Source organism: Streptomyces sp. NPDC088733, assembly GCF_044751185.1.
In the GTDB taxonomy this organism is placed as follows: domain Bacteria; phylum Actinomycetota; class Actinomycetes; order Streptomycetales; family Streptomycetaceae; genus Actinacidiphila.
In genome coordinates, this window is the sequence record NZ_JBIVLH010000007.1 from 93,988 (window position 1) to 109,738 (window position 15,751).

At 73.9% G+C, this 15,751-nt stretch carries 13 protein-coding genes; 4 read left to right on the plus strand and 9 right to left on the minus strand.

The window, feature by feature from the left end; translation table 11 throughout:
- Window positions 1–28: 28 nt before the first annotated feature.
- Entirely contained in the window at window positions 29–3,844 is a 3,816-nt protein-coding gene (locus tag ACIP64_RS14935; protein ID WP_401585864.1) for a S8 family serine peptidase, read from the plus strand.
- 84 nt (window positions 3,845–3,928) lie between these two features.
- Here ACIP64_RS14935 and ACIP64_RS14940 read toward each other — a convergent pair whose 3' ends face one another.
- Window positions 3,929–4,768, minus strand: a complete 840-nt coding sequence (locus ACIP64_RS14940) for a helix-turn-helix transcriptional regulator (RefSeq protein WP_401585866.1) — start codon at window positions 4,766–4,768, stop codon at window positions 3,929–3,931.
- Between the two features lie 132 nt (window positions 4,769–4,900).
- The gene (locus tag ACIP64_RS14945; RefSeq protein WP_401585868.1) at window positions 4,901–5,662 is read right to left on the minus strand and encodes an SDR family NAD(P)-dependent oxidoreductase; all 762 of its coding nucleotides are present in this window, start codon (window positions 5,660–5,662) and stop codon (window positions 4,901–4,903) included.
- 203 nt (window positions 5,663–5,865) lie between these two features.
- On the opposite strand from ACIP64_RS14945, the gene ACIP64_RS14950 reads away from it, so the two are divergent.
- Window positions 5,866–6,498 (plus strand): DUF6518 family protein, encoded by a 633-nt coding sequence (locus tag ACIP64_RS14950; protein WP_401585870.1) that lies wholly within the window; start codon window positions 5,866–5,868, stop codon window positions 6,496–6,498.
- A 345-nt stretch (window positions 6,499–6,843) separates the two neighbouring features.
- On the plus strand, window positions 6,844–7,056 hold the full coding sequence (locus ACIP64_RS14955) for a hypothetical protein (RefSeq protein ID WP_401585873.1): 213 nt from the start codon (window positions 6,844–6,846) through the stop codon (window positions 7,054–7,056).
- Between the two features lie 19 nt (window positions 7,057–7,075).
- Here ACIP64_RS14955 and ACIP64_RS14960 read toward each other — a convergent pair whose 3' ends face one another.
- From ACIP64_RS14960 to ACIP64_RS14980, 5 genes are all read right to left on the minus strand, one after another.
- On the minus strand, window positions 7,076–8,245 hold the full coding sequence (locus tag ACIP64_RS14960) for a permease (protein WP_401585875.1): 1,170 nt from the start codon (window positions 8,243–8,245) through the stop codon (window positions 7,076–7,078).
- A 72-nt stretch (window positions 8,246–8,317) separates the two neighbouring features.
- Window positions 8,318–9,268 carry an ornithine cyclodeaminase family protein gene (locus ACIP64_RS14965; RefSeq protein ID WP_401585877.1) on the minus strand — a complete coding sequence of 317 codons (951 nt, stop codon included), beginning with the start codon at window positions 9,266–9,268 and terminating at the stop codon, window positions 8,318–8,320.
- Entirely contained in the window at window positions 9,265–10,398 is a 1,134-nt protein-coding gene (locus ACIP64_RS14970) for an aminotransferase class I/II-fold pyridoxal phosphate-dependent enzyme (RefSeq protein ID WP_401585880.1), read from the minus strand. The genes ACIP64_RS14965 and ACIP64_RS14970 overlap by 4 nt, the downstream gene beginning before the upstream one ends.
- Complete coding sequence (locus ACIP64_RS14975) at window positions 10,395–11,042, minus strand: transcriptional regulator (RefSeq protein WP_401585882.1); 648 nt, start codon at window positions 11,040–11,042, stop codon at window positions 10,395–10,397. The genes ACIP64_RS14970 and ACIP64_RS14975 overlap by 4 nt, the downstream gene beginning before the upstream one ends.
- 64 nt (window positions 11,043–11,106) lie before the next feature.
- Window positions 11,107–12,777 (minus strand): ATP-binding cassette domain-containing protein, encoded by a 1,671-nt coding sequence (locus ACIP64_RS14980; protein WP_401585885.1) that lies wholly within the window; start codon window positions 12,775–12,777, stop codon window positions 11,107–11,109.
- Between the two features lie 435 nt (window positions 12,778–13,212).
- Between ACIP64_RS14980 and ACIP64_RS14985 the strand changes: the two genes are divergently transcribed.
- Window positions 13,213–14,289, plus strand: a complete 1,077-nt coding sequence (locus ACIP64_RS14985; RefSeq protein WP_401585888.1) for a protein kinase family protein — start codon at window positions 13,213–13,215, stop codon at window positions 14,287–14,289.
- Between the two features lie 21 nt (window positions 14,290–14,310).
- On the opposite strand, the gene ACIP64_RS14990 is transcribed toward ACIP64_RS14985, so the two are convergent.
- Both ACIP64_RS14990 and ACIP64_RS14995 read right to left on the minus strand, forming a co-directional pair.
- Window positions 14,311–14,631, minus strand: a complete 321-nt coding sequence (locus ACIP64_RS14990; protein WP_401585890.1) for a WhiB family transcriptional regulator — start codon at window positions 14,629–14,631, stop codon at window positions 14,311–14,313.
- 217 nt (window positions 14,632–14,848) lie between these two features.
- A complete protein-coding gene (locus ACIP64_RS14995) occupies window positions 14,849–15,691 on the minus strand; it encodes an oxidoreductase (protein WP_401585892.1) in 843 nt (280 codons plus the stop codon).
- Window positions 15,692–15,751 lie beyond the last annotated feature (60 nt).

The following is a 15,751-nucleotide window of genomic DNA, read 5'->3' on the forward strand; positions in this document are numbered from 1 at the left end:
TTGGACGGATCTAGCGTGAAGGACCCATGTGAGACCGCTCTTCCGCGGCCGCTCAGGCCTCCAGATCATCGCGGGTGTCGCGGGTGTCGCGGCCGTGCTGACGGCGATCCCGCCGGCATCGGCCAGTGACCACGCCACCGCTGCCGCTTCCCTCTCCGCGCACCGCACCACGACCAACGGCGAAGCCCAGGGCGGCTCGCCCTCACGGACCGTCACCCTGCTGACCGGCGACCGGGTGACGCTCACCGCCGGCGGCTCCGGTCCGGACTCCCTCACCGTGCAGGGCCCGGACGGCGGACGCGCCGACGCCCGCATCACCACCCGGGACGGCGACACCTACGTCTACCCGGCCGCGGCCGAGCGCTACGTGGCCGCGGGGCTCCTCGACACCGATCTGTTCAACGTCACGCGGCTGATAGCCGACGGCTACGACGACGCCCACGCGCAGGGCCTGCCCGTCATCCTCACCTACGCCTCGAACGCCCGCCGCAGGCTCGCGGCCCCGGCACTCCCCGAGGGCGCCACCGGAGCACGGGCGCTGACCAGCATCGGCGGCACGGCCCTCACCGCGGAGCACGACCGCGCCGCGGACTTCTGGGCGGACCTCACGCACCAGGCGCCCGCACTATCGGCAAAGGCCGCGAAGGCCGCCGGCGCCGCAACGGCCCGCCCGACGCTGACCGGCGACGTCCGCAAGGTGTGGCTGGACGGCAAGGTCGACGCCGACCTCGCGGACAGCGTCGCGCAGATCGGCGCCCCGCAGGTGTGGGCCGGCGGCAACACCGGGCAGGGCGTGGACGTGGCCGTCCTCGATACCGGTTACGACACCGGCCACCCCGACCTCGACGGCGTGGTCGCCTCCTCCCAGAGCTTCGTCCCCGGCGAGGACATCACCGACCACCACGGCCACGGCACCCATGTGGCCTCGACCATCGCCGGCAACGGCGCGGCCTCCGGCGGCAAGGAGAAGGGCGTCGCCCCCGGCGTGCGGCTGCACGTGGGCAAGGTCCTCAACAACGCCGGCAGCGGCTCCGACTCGTGGATCATCAGCGGCATGGAGTGGGCCGCCCGCGACGCCAAGGCCCGCGTGGTCAGCCTGAGCCTCGGCAGCGACCGCCCGTCCGACGGCACCGACCCGATGAGCCAGGCGGTGAACGAACTCAGCGCCGAAACGGGCGCGTTGTTCACCATCGCGGCGGGCAACTCCGGGCCGGGCGAGGCCACCGTCGCCGCCCCCGGCGCGGCGGACGCGGCGCTCACGGTCGGCGCCGTGGACGCCTCCGACACCGTCGCCGACTTCTCCAGCCGCGGTCCCCGCTTCCGGGACGACGCGCTCAAGCCGGAGGTCACCGCCCCCGGGGTGGACATCCTGGCCGCCCGCTCGCAGTACGCGCCCTTCGGTTCCGGCCCGTACGCCACGCTGAGCGGCACCTCCATGGCCACCCCGCACGTGGCGGGCGTCGCGGCCCTCGTCGCCGCCCAGCATCCCGACTGGTCCGGCGCCATGATCAAGAACGCTCTGGTCAGCACGGCCGAGCCGACGCCCGCCAACCCGGCGGACGCGGGCGGCAACGGCCGGGTCGACGCGGTCGCCGCCACCGGGAGCGCCCTGGTGGCCACCGGAGTCGCCGACGCCGGCATCCACTCCCTCGGCGGCGCGCCCGGCGAGACCGTGACCCGTACCGTCGAGTGGACGAACGCGGGCGACACCCCGCTCACCCTCACCGCACGCGTCGACGCGCCGGACGCCCCGGAGGGGCTCTTCGTCCTGACGGATCGTCAACTGACGGTGCCCGCGCACGGCTCGGCCTCCACCACCGTGACCACCGTGCTGGACCGCGCCCCGGCCGGGGGCCGGTACACCGGCCACGTCGAGGCGACCGTGGACGGCAGGGTCGCCACCCGCACGCTGCTCGCCGTCAGCACCCGCGAGGAGATGCACCACCTGCGGGTCCACGTCACCGACCGCGGCGGCGCCCCCGTCTCGGACCTCGTGATGTACCAGCGCAAGGGCGACGAGTACGCCCAGGCCGCCTACAGCGACCTCGACGGCACCCTCGACGCGGTCGTGCCGTCCGGCACGTACACGGTCTGGACCTGGATCGCCGTCCGCGGAACGCACGGCGAGTCGTCGTTCGGCCGTGCCCTGATGGCCAGGACCGGCGTCGAGATGCGCGGCGCCGACACCGACGCCGTACTCGACGGCACGAAGGTGCGCCGGACCGAGGTCGTCACCCCGCGGACGTCCACGGACAGCGACATCCGCATGGACCTCACCCAGTCCTTCAAGGACGGCACCCCCGCCATCACCGACACGGTGACCGTCGGCGACGGCTTCGACAGCGTGTGGGCGCTGCCGACCGCCAAGCCGTCCTCCGGCGACCTGGCGTACACCGTCCGCTGGCGGATGCAGCAGCCGCTGCTGGCCCTCTCCTCCGGTTCGCAGGAGTTCGACGACCTGTGGCTGCAGCCCGGCTCCGGCCGGCCCGCGGAGGCCACCCGCACCCTGCCCGCCGTGTTCGCGGGCAACGGCACCCCGGCGGAGTACGCGGCCGCGGGCGCCAAGGGCAAGGTCGCGGTGGTGCGGTACGTGCCGCCCGCCGACGACGAGGACGACGACGAGGAAGAGGACCGGTCCGCCGCGACCGACGACCAGTACACCGCCGCGCAGAAGGCCGGCGTCGCCCTGCTGGTGGTGGTCAACGACCTCGGCGGCCGGCTGCGCGAACCGGTGCGCCGGACCGACCTCGTCATCGCCGGCATCTCGCACACCGAGGGCGAGACCCTGATCGGCCGCATCCAGGACAGCCGCTCGGGCTCCGTGCCGATGCGGGTCACCGGGCACGCCGAAACCAGCTACCTCTACGACCTGGTGCACACCTGGCACGGCGGCATCCCGGCGACCCAGCGCTACGCGCCCGCCGAACGCGCCCTCGCCCGGGTCGACGTCGGCTTCCGGAACGAACCCGGCACCGAGGTCGACGAGTTCCGCTACGACATCCAGCCGTACCTGGGGGTCAAGGTGGGCGGCCAGCGGCTGTCGACCGCCGGAGCGGAGCGCACGGACTGGGTCACGCCGGCCGGCGAGGCCACCTGGATGGAGGAGGCCTCCAACGGCATCCGGTCCATCCAGCTCTCCGGGCAGGTCGGTTACCCGGCGGGCCGCACCACGGACGTCCAGTGGTTCGGTCCCGTCGAGCACCCGCGGATCAACGAGAGCCAGCAGCTGCCGCAGCGCACCGGCGACCGGCTGGACGTGACCGTACCGGGCTGGGGCGACGGCGGCCGCGACCACACGGGTGTGGTGGGCCCCGGCACGACGTCCGAGGTCAACGAGTTGTTCCGGAACGGCAGTTCGGTCACCCGGACCGACGGCACCTGGCTGGGCGCCGACCTGCCGGCCGGCTCCGCGCGCTACCGCCTGGTGACCACCACCGAACGGACGGAGGGCTACCCGTACTCGACGGCCACCCGCACCGAGTGGGGCTTCACCTCGGCCACGCCGCACGGGGACGCCGCGCAGACGCTCCCGCTGCTGCAACTCGACTACGGGATCGCGACCCGGGCGGACGGCACGGCGCGCCGTGACGCCGAACTCCTTGTCACACCGGCGCAGTTGCCGGGCGTGTCCCGGGCGTCGCTGCGCACGGACTCCGTCGAGGTGTCCTACGACGACGGACGCACCTGGCGCCGGACCGCACCGCGGGACGCCGGCTCCGGTGCCGCCCGCGTCCGGCTCGACGCCCCGCGCGGCGCCGCGTTCCTGTCCCTGCGGGTCCGGGCCTCGGACTCGCGCGGCAACACCGTGACGCAGACGGTCGTCCGGGCCACCGGGCTCGGCTGAGCGGCTGCCGTACGGCACGGAGGTGCCGGTCCCCGCGACGGGGGCCGGCACCTCCGGCGTTCCGGGGTCGCGACCGGCCGCGCGTCAGGTGCCGGGCACGCGTTCGCCGAGGGCGGCGAGCAGTTGCAGCTTCTCGTGGCTCTCCGACCCGGGCGCCGCGGTGTAGAACAGCAGCGACTGGGCCTGGTCGGCGTCGTACAGCACCTGGCACTCCAGTTCCAGCAGCCCCAGTTCCGGGTGGACGATGCGTTTGACCTCGCCGCAGCGCACGCCGATCTCGTGCGCCTGCCACAGGTCGCGGAATTCCGGGCTGTTCGCGATCAGTGCCTCGACGAGGGCGCCGGCCCGGGATTCCGTGCCGAGCCGGGAGTAGACCGCGCGCAGGTCCGCGACGAAGCGGCGGCTCAGCCCGGGGCGGTCGTCCTCGTGGTGGGCCAGCCTGCCGGCGGGGTCGGTGAACCAGCGGTAGACCAGGCTGCGGGCCGGTCCGGTGAAGCGTGTCTCGTCCCCGAGCAGCGCCACCGACAGCGGGGTCTGCAGCAGCGTCTCCCCCAGGGCGGTGACCACCTGGGCCGGGGTGTCGGCGAGCCGGTCCAGGATACGCATCATCCCCGGGCTGACCTGGTCGCCGCGCAGGGCACGGCTGGGGGTGTTGTGCCCGGCCAGCCGGAAGAGGTGGTCCCGCTCGTCCGTGGACAGCCGCAGGCCCCGGGCGATGGCCGCGAGCATCGGCTCGGACGGCTGCGGGCCGCGCCCCTGCTCCAGCCGGGCGAAGTAGTCCGTGGACATGCCGCACACCGCGGCCGCCTCCTCGCGGCGCAGGCCCCGGGTGCGCCGCCTGGGGCCGCGCGGCAGGCCCACGTCCTCGGGTTGGAGGGCTTCCCTGCGGGTGTGCAGGAAGTCCGCCAGTTGTGGTCGGTCCATGTCGGGATGCTTCCAGTTCGCTGCGGTGGCGGCCGGGGTGGCCGGGGCCGCTCCGTCCGAAGGGTACGCCCGGGCCGGGCACGGGTGACGGGGACAGGGGCCGGTCCCCGTCCCCCGCCCCCGCGTCCCGGTCTACAGGCGCGTGCCGCCGGAGGCCTCGACGCGCTGGCCGGTGATCCAGCCGGTCCCGGGTGCCAGCAGCGCGGCGACCGCCGCCCCGACGTCCTGCGGCTCCCCGATGCGGCCCAGCGCCGCGTGGGAGGCCATCACCGTGCGCAGCTCCTCGTTGTCACGGACCACCCCGCCCGCGAAGTCGGTGGCGATCGGCCCCGGCGCGATCGTGTTCACACTGATGCCCCGCGGGCCGAGCTCCTGCGCCAGGTACCGGCTGTAGGTCTCGACCGCCGACTTGGCCGCCGCGTAGACCGACCAGCCCTCGCCCACGAAGCGGGTCAGCCCGGTCGAGGTGTTCACGATCCGGCCACCGTCCGCGAGCAGCGGCAGCAGCTCCTGGGTCAGGAAGAACACCCCCTTGAAGTGCACGTCGACCAGACGGTCGAAGACCTCGGCGCCGGTGGCGCCGAGCGGGGTCAGCGCCCCCGTGCCCGCGTTGTTGACCAGGAAGTCGAACGAGTCGCGCCCCCACGTGGCACGCAGGGTGTCGCCCAGCGTCCGCGCGAATCCGGGGAACTCCTCGAACGCGGTGGTGTCCAGCCGCAGCGCGGCGGCCCGGCGCCCCATCGTGGTCAGCACGTCCACCACCTCCGCGGCCTGCTTCTCGTTGCTCCGGTACGTCAGGACGACGTCCGTTCCCGCCTCGCCCAGCGCGAGGGCGGTGGCCCGGCCCAGTCCCCGGTTGCCCCCGGTGATCACCGCGACCGTGTTCGTGCTCATCTTCGGTACTCCTGCCCCATCGGTTCGCGGCCGGGGCCGGACGGGCCCCGGAACCGCTCACCACCAGACTCGGCGCCGCCGCCGTGCCGATGAAGGCATCACCTGTCCAGGGAGCGGCGGTCCCCCCTTCGGGCCGCCGACCGGTCGCCGCCCGCCCGCTTGGGTATACACCGCATGTATAACTGGCATGTATAGTCGCGGCCGTGACAGCGATCCCCGCCCTTCGCTCCCGCCCCGCCGTCGCCGCGCCGGCGGCGAGCGCCCTGTTCGGGCTGGTGCTCGGTGCCGCGACGTACCTGCTCCACGGGGTGTCCCCGGTGTTCGAGCGGGCGACGAACTCCTCGTCGTCCTGGATCGTGTGGACGGCACTGGCCGGAGCCCTCGTCCCCCGCGTCCGGACAGCGGCGGCGTGCGGGGCGCTGATGATGATCATGACGTGCGCGGGGTACTACGCGACGTCGTCCCTGAACGGGACGTTCGGCAGCGGGGGCATCCCGACGGCGTTGGTGTGGGCGGCCGCGGGGACCGTCGGGGGGCCGCTGGTGGGCGCGGCGGGCTGGGCGGTGCGGAGGGAGACGGGGATCCGCCGGCACCTGGGGGTCGCACTGATCGGCGCGGTGGTGGCGGGCGAAGGACTGTACCTGGGGCTGGAGTTGGACGACTGGGGCGAGGCGGCCGCCTTCCTCGGCCTCGGGGCCGTGCTGACGGCCGCGCTCACCTGGTACCGCGCGCGGGAGACCGGACCGCGCCCGTGGCTGCCGGTCCCGCTCATGCCGGCGGTCGCGGCCGCGTACTTCGGCCTGGAGGCCGGCGTCCTCAACGCGCTGCTGGGCTGAGCGCGAGCCACCAGGACGGCGGCGAGGCAGGCGATGTTCGGCCACGTCGTGCAGTCCCAGCGAGCGCCGCTCGTGGGGACATGGGGATGCGCATCATCCACGGGCCGACATGGTCGCCGCGCAGGTCACGGCCGGGGGTTTTGCGCTCGGCCAGGCGGAACAGGCGGTCGCGGTCGTCCAGGGACGGCCGCGAGCATCGGCTCGCACGGCTGCGGCCATGGCGGCCTGGAGGCCCGCGTCCTCGACGGGCTGCCGCGCTGAACGCCGCAACCGCCGCGTCACCCGTGCGTGCGACCGCAACCCTGCTCGTGGGCCCCGGGCGGCGCACCGCCCATCATGCGCAGCATGCCGCGGCCGCCGGTGGCCGGGAAACAGGCCGGCAGGACGGCGGCAAGGGCAAGGCCGGCGATGTTCAGCCAGGTCGTGCAGGCCCAGCGGACCGCCCGTGGGGACGTGCGCCCGCAAAGGATCGGGGATCAGACCGAGAGCCCCGAAGCCGACCTCGACCACGCACCCGGCGCCCCGGCGGCCCGCGTCCTCGACGCGCTGCCGGGCTGAACGCCCGCCGACCGCCGCGTCACCCGTGCGTGCGACCGCAACCCTGCTCGTGGGCCCCGGGCGGCGCACCGCCCATCATGCGCAGCATGCCGCGGCCCCCGGTGGCCAGGAAACGTGCCAGCAGGACGGCGGCAAGAGCGAGGAAGGCGATGTTCAGCCAGGTCGTGTAGTCCCAGCGGACGCCGCCCGTGGGGACACGGGCCCGCGAGGGGTCGGGGATCAGACCGAGGGCACCGAAGACGATCTCGACCACGTACCCGGCGACGACCATGGCGACGTAGAACGTACCGAGGAGGAACAGCGCCATCCGGGTGCCGTAGTACTTCCGGTAGATGTTCAGGATCGGCAGGATCAGCAGGTCGGCGAAGATGAAGGAGACCACGCCGCCGAAGCTGATGCCCCCGGTCCACAGGACCACCGCGAGCGGCACGTTGCCGACGGAGCAGACGAACGAGGCCATGGCCACGAGGGGGCCGACGAGCGGTCCCCAGATCTTGGCGGCGAGCGGGTGGTCCTCGAAGAAGAAGGCCTGCCAGAAGGAGTCGGGCACCCAGGCGGCGACGGCGCCCGCGATGAGCAGGCCCACCACGAGGTCCCGGAGGATCGCGGCCCACTCCATCACGAACACGTGCGAGGTGGCGGTGAAGCCCTCGGCCGAGAACAGCCGGCGCCGGAACGACCCCTCGCGCCGTACGGTCATGTCCATCGCCGCGTGCCCCTCCATCGACCCGGCGACACCCCGCTCGGCCTGCTCGCGGGCCTGCCGCAGCAGGCCGGGGCGGAGCAGCCGGCGGAAGAGCACGGCCAGCACCACGATCATGACGGGCCCGCCGACGAACTCGGCCGCCGTGAACTGCCACCCCATCAGCAGGGCGAGGATGACGCCCAGTTCGATCACGAGGTTGGTCGACGCGATCTCGAGGGTCATCGCCGCCGTGAACCCCGCTCCTTTGCGGAACAGCGACCGCGCCAGGGCGACGGCGGCGTAGGAGCACGAGGAGGAGGCCGCGCCGAGTCCGGCGGCGATCGCCAGCGTCCGCGGCCGGTCGTCGCCGAGCAGGGCGCCGACACCCTCCTTGCGCGCCACGGCCTGGACGACCGCGGACAGGGCGAAGCCGAGGATCAGCGCCCAGGTGATGTCCCAGGTCATCGATCCGGCGATCGACAGCGCGTGCAGTACGGCGTCCATGCCCGCATCCTCCCTGGGCGCCGCCGCCCGGGCGCGGCACGACACCACCGGCCGTGCCGCGCCGGTCCCGGTTCAGCCCAGGCCCGCCGCCCGCACCACCGCCGAGGCGACCGCCGCGTCCAGGGCGCCGACACCGGTCAGGTCGGCGACCGTCACGTCCCGCGCACCGCGGGCGGCACCGTCCCGCAGCAGCAGTCCGGCAGGTGTGTCGGCATCGGGCGCGACCTGGCCGGCTCGCACCGCGTGGCCGAAGTCGCCGTGGTGGAGGCACTGTTCGTGGTCGTCGGTGGCGACGATCGCGGCGCGGGCGAAGAGCGCCGGGGGCAGTTCGTTCTTGTGCGGCATGTCGGTGCCGATGCCCGTCACATGGGCGCCGTCGTTGACGGCGGCGGCGTCGAGGACGGGCACCGCGGACGGGGTGGCGGTCAGCACGATGTCCGCGCCGGCCGCCTCCGCCGCCGTGGCGGGCACGGCGGGCAGCCCGTGCTCCCGCAGCCGGTCGCACAGGCCGCGCGCCCGGCCGGGGTCGCGGCCGTGGACCAGGACGGCGGCGACCGGGCGCAGCCGGGCGAGCCAGGTGACCTGCAGCAGCGCCTGCTCCCCGGTGCCGAAGACCCCGACACTGCCGGCGTCCGGGCGCGCCATGGCGTGGGTGATCAGCGCTCCGGCGGCCGCGGTGCGCCGGGCGGTGAGCACTCCGCGGTCGTCGAGGAGTGCCCGTACCTCACCGGTGCGGGCGCTGAGCACGCAGACCAGTCCGTTGTTGACGGGCAGGCCGCGTTCCGGGTTGCCGTAGAAGCCGGTGGCCACCTTGACGGTGAACTCGTCCGCGCCGCTGATCCAGCCGGCCTTGACGTGGCAGTCGCCGCGCTCGGCGGCGAAGTCCAGGTGGATGGGGGGCGGGACGGTGGTGCGGTGTTCGGCGTGCGCGACCAGGGCGTCCCGCACGGCGGCCAGGACGGTCGCCGGGCCGGCCGCGGCGGCTGTCGCCTCCGGGCCGAGCACCGGGATCGCCGTGGTCACCGGCGCTCCCGGAGCCAGCGGCCGAAGGCGTCCAGGGCGGGCGCCGGGTCGCTGCGGCCGACGCCGATCCGGAAGCGGTCGGTGGGGCCGGGGGTGAGCTCGGAACGGAACACGGACGCCGGGAGCAGCAGGACCCCGGCCTCCTCGACCAGCCGGGTGCAGAACTCCTCGACGCCCTCCGGCCCGAGGTAGCGGGGGTAGGCGACGCAGCCGCCGTCGGGGGCCCGCCACGCGAACAGGTCGGGGAAGCCGGCGAAGAAGACGTCGAAGAGCGGGAGGTTGGCGTCGATGATCGCCCGGTTGCGCGCCAGCACGGCCGGACGTGCCTTGAGCGCGATCCTCGCGAGGATCTCGCTGGGCGCGGAGTTGCAGATCGTCGTGTAGTGCTTGGCCCGCTCCAGCCGGGACAGCAGTTCGCGGTCGCGGCAGGTGATCCAGCCGATCCGCAGCCCGGGCAGGCCCAGCGACTTGGAGGTGACGTTGAGGGACAGCGCGCGCTCGGACAGATCGGCGGCCTGCGGGAGCGTACGGGCCGGATCGCGTTCCAGGCCGCGGTAGACCTCGTCGCTGAACAGGCGGATGCCGCGCTCGTCGCAGAGCGCCGCGAGCCGGGCGAGGTCCGCGGCGTCGATCACCTTCCCGGTGGGGTTGTGGGGGAAGTTGACGGACACGACACGGGTGTTGGGGCGCAGGGCGGCAGCCACCGCGTCCAGGTCCAGGGCCCAGTCGTTCCCCGGGTCCAGTGCCACGCCGGTGACGGCGCACAGGGAGAGCGGCACCGTCTCGGCCGCCTGGTAGTTGGGCGTCACCACCACCGCGTGGTCGTCGGGACCCAGCAGCACCTGCATGGCGAGGTAGAGGGCCTCCTCGGCGCCGCCGAAGCACAGTACGTCGTCGGCGCCGGCGCGGTCGTACGTGGACGCGACGGCCTCGCGCAGCAGCGGGTCGCCGTAGGTCTCGGTGTAGCCGAGCGACAGGGTGTCCCAGGCCTCCCGGTCGGCGGGATCGGCCAGTTCCAGCAGCTCGGCGACGGTCATGGTCTGGGCGTCGGAGGCGGTGAGGTGGTGGCGGGCGGTGAACTCCCAGCGGGAGAAGTACGTCTCCAGCCGGAAGTCGGGCAGTCGGGTCACGAGGCGTCCCTTGGTCGTGCCTTGAGTTCGGCGAGCAGCGAATAGACCGTGGAGCGCGAGGTCTTGAGGGCCCCGGCGACGAACGGCACCGCGCGCCGCACGGCGAACACCCCGGCGCGGTCGAGCTCGCCGAGCAGGGCGAGCCGGTCCTCGCGCCCGAGGCGCTCCACGGACCGGCCGCGCTCGCGGACGTACGCCCCGACGACCTGGTTGACGCGTTCGGTCCAGTCCTCGGCGAACAGTGCCTCGGGGCGGGGCGCGGTGGGCGCGGCGAAGCCCGCGAGCAGCGCCGCGACGCCGTCGAGGGGGGTCCGGTCGAAGTTGACGCAGAGCACCGCGGAGGGCGCTCCCGCCGCGTCGCGGAGGACGGCGCTGACCGAGGTCAGCCGCCTCCCGTCGGGCAGCAGTTTCTCGTACGGGCCGTACACGTCGCGTCCGGCGGGGTCCAGCCCGTCGAGCTCGCCGAGGAGCGAGGGGTCGCCGGGGGCGCGGACCGACATCGGGTTCCAGATGCCGATCACCCGGTCGGTGGCGGCGTCGTGCAGGACGACCTCCGCGTGCGGGGCGAGCAGCAGCGCCACCGCCTGGCACACCGGCGACCACGCCGTGACGTGGGGATGGTCCGGGTCCGTTCGCGTCTCCATGCGCTGGACCATACGTCCGGTCTGGACACTCTGTCCAGACCCGCAGGTGGCGGCGGACCCGTGCTCAGCCCGCGGTCGAAGCCTCCAGCAGCGCGCGCACCTCCTCGGCGCTGGTCTCCCGCAGGTCCTCCCCGACGAACACCCAGCGGGTCGTCCCGATCGCCTCCAGGAACGCGAGGTCGTGCCCGGCCACCACCAGCGCCCCCTCGAAGGAGGCCAGTGCGCCGGTCAACTGCCGCACGCCGGACGCGTCCAGATTGTTGGTGGGCTCGTCCAGCATCAGCAGCTGCGGAGCCGGTGCCGCGAACATCGCCGCGGCCAGCGCGGCCCGGAAGCGCTCGCCCCCGGAGAGCGTGCCCGCGGGCAGGTCGGCGCGGGCACCCCTGAACAGGAAGTGCGCGAGCCGGGCCCGGATCTCGTTGTCCCCGGCGCCGGGTGCCGCGGCGGCCACGTTCGCCGCCACGCTCAGACCGTCGTCCAGCACGTCCAGCCGCTGCGGCAGGAAGCGCAGCGGCACGAACGTCCTGGCCTCGCCCGACAGCGGTGCCAGCTGCCCGGCGAGCGTGCGCAGCAGCGTGGTCTTGCCGGCCCCGTTGCGGCCCACGAGCGCGACGCGCTCGGGACCGTGCACTTGGAGGTCGCCCGAACGCAGCCTGCCGTGCGCGGGGCGCAGCCCCCGTACTTCCAGCACCGTGCGGCCCGCGGGCACGGCGGTGCCCGGCAGGCTGACGCGGATCTCCGCGTCGTCCCGGACGGCGTCCGCCGCCTCCTCGCGGCGTTCGCGTGCCGCGCGCAGCCGTTCCTCGTGCAGTCCGCGCAGGGCGGCGCCCGACTCCTGGGCGGACCGCTTGCGCGCACCGGCGACGATGCGCGGGGCCCGCCGCTGCTCGTCCATCTTCCTGGTGTGCCGCTGCCTGCGGGCGACCTTGATCTGCGTCTCCTCCAACTCGCGCTTCTGGCGCCTGACATCGGCCTCGGCGGCCCGGAGCATCCGTCCTGCCGCCTCCTGCTGCCCGGCCACGGCCTCCTCGTACGCCGACCAGCCGCCGCCGTACCAGCTCACCGCGCCGGAACGCAGCTCCGCGACGCGGTCGACACGGTCGAGGAGTTCGCGGTCGTGGCTGACCACGACCAGCACACCCGAGCGCCATGAGCCGACGGCCTCGTGCAGCCGGCGGCGGGCGAACAGGTCGAGGTTGTTGGTGGGTTCGTCGAGCAGCAGGACATCGGGACGGTCCAGCAGCAGCGCGGCCAGCCGCAGCAGGACCGTCTCGCCGCCGGACAACTCGCCGACGGTGCGGTCGAGTCCCACGCCGCCCAGGCCGAGCGAGCCCAGGGTGGCCATGGCGCGCTCCTCGACGTCCCAGTCGTCGCCGACGGTCTCGAAGTGGTGCTCCGCGACGTCGCCGGCCTCGATCGCGCGCAGCGCGGCCCGCCGCCCGGCGATGCCGAGCGCCTGGTCGACCCGCAGGCCGGTCTCCAGGGTCAGGTTCTGCGGCAGGTACCCGAGGCGGCCGTCGACCGTCACCGATCCCCGGGTGGGGCGCAGCCGCCCGGCGAGCAGCCGCAGCAGCGTGGACTTGCCCGTGCCGTTGGCGCCGACCAGGCCCGTCCGGCCGGGGCCCGCGGTCAGCGAGATCCCGTCGAGGACGGGCGTGCCGTCCGGCCACTGAAAGGACAGCGCGGAACAGGTCACGGCGGGCCCCGAGGGGCCGGGGATTCCGGAAAGGGACATGGGGGGGTTCTCGCATTCGCGGTCGCGTGGGATGAGGGCGTGGCGTGCGAGCACCGCGCGGCCGAGGGCGAGAAGGGGGAGCCCGGTCCCGGGAAGGTGAGGGACGGCTCTGACGCCGAGGTCGCGGAGGGGGCGCGGGTCACGGGCGGCGGAATGCCGACAGCGTGACGGGCGTACGGCCCAGGGCCGTACCGCGCGATGATCGCGGACCTCAGACGAGCAACGTCCACCTCTATCGGAGACAACAGGACCTCCGCACTGTACCCCGGCCCCCCGGGGAGCGGCCAAGGACTTTCTTCCCGGTCTCCGATGCCCGCCGGCCCAGCCGTGCGGCCACATTCCGTGCTGCTACGGTCGCACCGCGCCCGCCGGCCGGGGCGGGTCGAGGCCGAGGGGGGCCGCACTGTGATGGACGCCGCGACGAAGCACCCTGACATGTCGCGCGGTGCGCGCATGACCGCGTACAGCGCCGTCTCCACAGCCCTGGCCCTGTGCAGCGATCGCGCCCTGCGCGATCTTGTCGACGCGGCCGTGCCGCTCGGATCCGGCATCGGCGGTACGTCGGCCCGGCTGGAGGTCGCGGGCACCCCGGTCTTCGTGAAGCGGGTGCCCCTCACCGACCTGGAGAGGCTTCCGGAGCACGTGCGCTCCACGGCGAATCTGTTCGAGGTGCCCGCCTTCTGCCAGTACGGCGTCGGCACGATCGGCGCACCGGGCTTCGGGGCCTGGCGAGAGCTCGCCGTGCAGACCATGACCACGAACTGGGTGCTCTCGGCGGAGTACGAGGGCTTTCCCCTGATGTACCACTGGAGGGTGCTGCCCGACTCGGCACCGCTGCCCGGGGAACTGGCCGACGTGGACCGAGCGGTGGCCTACTGGGACGGCAGTCCGCAGGTGCGGCGCCGGATCGAGGCGCTCGAGCAGTCCTCGGCATCCATCGCCCTGTTCATGGAGTTCATCCCGCAGAACCTGCACCAGTGGCTGGGCGCCCGGGTCACGGCGGGCGACGACGCCCTCGACCGGGCCTGCGCGATGGTGGAGAGGGAACTCGCAGCCGGCGTCTCGTTCATGAACAGCCGCGGGCTCCTGCACTTCGACGCGCACTTCGAGAACATCCTGACCGACGGCCGACGCCTCTACTTCGGGGACTTCGGCCTCGCGATCTCCTCCGGCTTCGAACTGTCCCGGGCCGAGGCCGACTTCTTCGACCGGAACCGGGCCTACGACCGCTGCTACACCGTCACCTACTTCGTGAACTGGCTGGTCACCGCTCTGCAGGGGATCCGCAGGGAGGACCGGGACGGCCGCTACGAGCTGGTGCGCGCCTACGCGGAGGGCAAGCGCCCCACGGGCCTGCCGAAGGAGGCCGCGGCGGTCATCGCCCGGCACGCGCCGATCGCCGCGGTGGTGTCCGACTTCAACCGCACGTTCCAGCGGAGGAGCAGGCAGACCCCCTTCCCGCTGGAGGAGATCTGCCGGCTGGGCGGGATGCCCGCCCCCGCCGCCCGCTGACGGACGGACACCCGCGGTCGCCTACCCCGCGGCCTCGACGGGGCTGCTCTCGTAGGCGGAGCGGGCCGTGCTGAGCAGGTCGCGCCAGGACGTGACGGCCGGGCGGCGGCGCAGGAGGGCGCGGCGCTCGCGCTCGGTCATGCCGCCCCAGATGCCGAATTCGATCTTGTTGTCCAGCGCGTCGGCGAGGCACTCGGTCCGGACCGGGCAGCCGGCGCACAGGGCCTTGGCCCTGTTCTGCGCGGAACCCTGGACGAACAGCTCGTCCGGGTCGGACACGCGGCAAACGGCCTGGGCGCCCCAGTTCTCCACCCACGCCCGCACTGCCACATCAAGCTTCATCCGTGCCTCTCTTCCGCTCAATCCCCGCGGTTGACGTCGCCGTCTGATACGGGTTCCCGGGCGGAAGCGTTCAACTCCGGTCACGAGAGGCCAATTTATTTCAGCAATTGTCGGGGTCGGAGTGTGACATGACGGCACATCACGCAGCGGAACGCCCCCGCGAAGCGCCCGGCCCCGGCCGCACGGGCGGTCGGGGCCGGGCGCGCGCGGGCGCCGGTCATCCGGCCGAGGGGGCGAAGTCCGTGGACAGGGCCACCTCGCGCCAGGTGTCGATGTCGCGCGCGACCTCGGCGAGCTTGTTCTCGACGTCGGCGACGCTGGCCTTGCCCAGCGGCACACGGGTTGGCATCCGCTCCGCACCGGCGATGGTGATGATGGCAGCCGCCGCCTTCACCGGGTCGCCGTCCTGGGCGTGGTTGCTGTCGTCGGCCCAGGCGCGCATGCCGCCCGAGCTCTCCTCGTAGTCGCCGATGACCCGCTCGGTGCGGTGCAGCGAGGAGGAGTCGAGGAAGTCGGTGCGGAACGGGCCCGGCTCGACGGAGGTCGCCTGGATGCCCAGCGGGGCGAGCTCCAGTCGCAGGGCCTCGGTGACGGCCTCGACGGAGAACTTGGTCGCGCAGTACAGGCCCCAGCCCGCCCAGCCCACGAACCCGCCGACCGAGCTCAGGTTGATGATGCGTCCGGCGCGCCGCGCCCGCATGACCGGCAGCACGGCACGGGTCACCGTCAGCAGGCCGAAGACGTTGGTGTCGAAGACCGCCCGCGCCTCGGCGTCGCTGGTCTCCTCCACCGCGCCCAGCAGGCCGCGGCCCGCATTGTTGACCAGGACGTCGATGCCGCCGAACCGCTCGACGGCCGCGTCGACGGCGGCCTTCGCCTGCCCTTCGTCGTTGACGTCCAGCGGCACGGTCAGCAGGCGGTCGCCGTGCCCGGCCAGGGCGTCCCGCGGGGGGCGCGGATCGCGGGCCGTGGCCACGACGTTGTCGCCCCGGTCGAGGGCCTGCCGCGCGATCTCCAGACCGAAACCGCGGGACGTGCCGGTGATGAACCACGTGGTCATGTGAAGTGCTCCTCTGGGTACGGGGATCGGCCGGTTCACCGATCCGCACCCAGCGTGCGG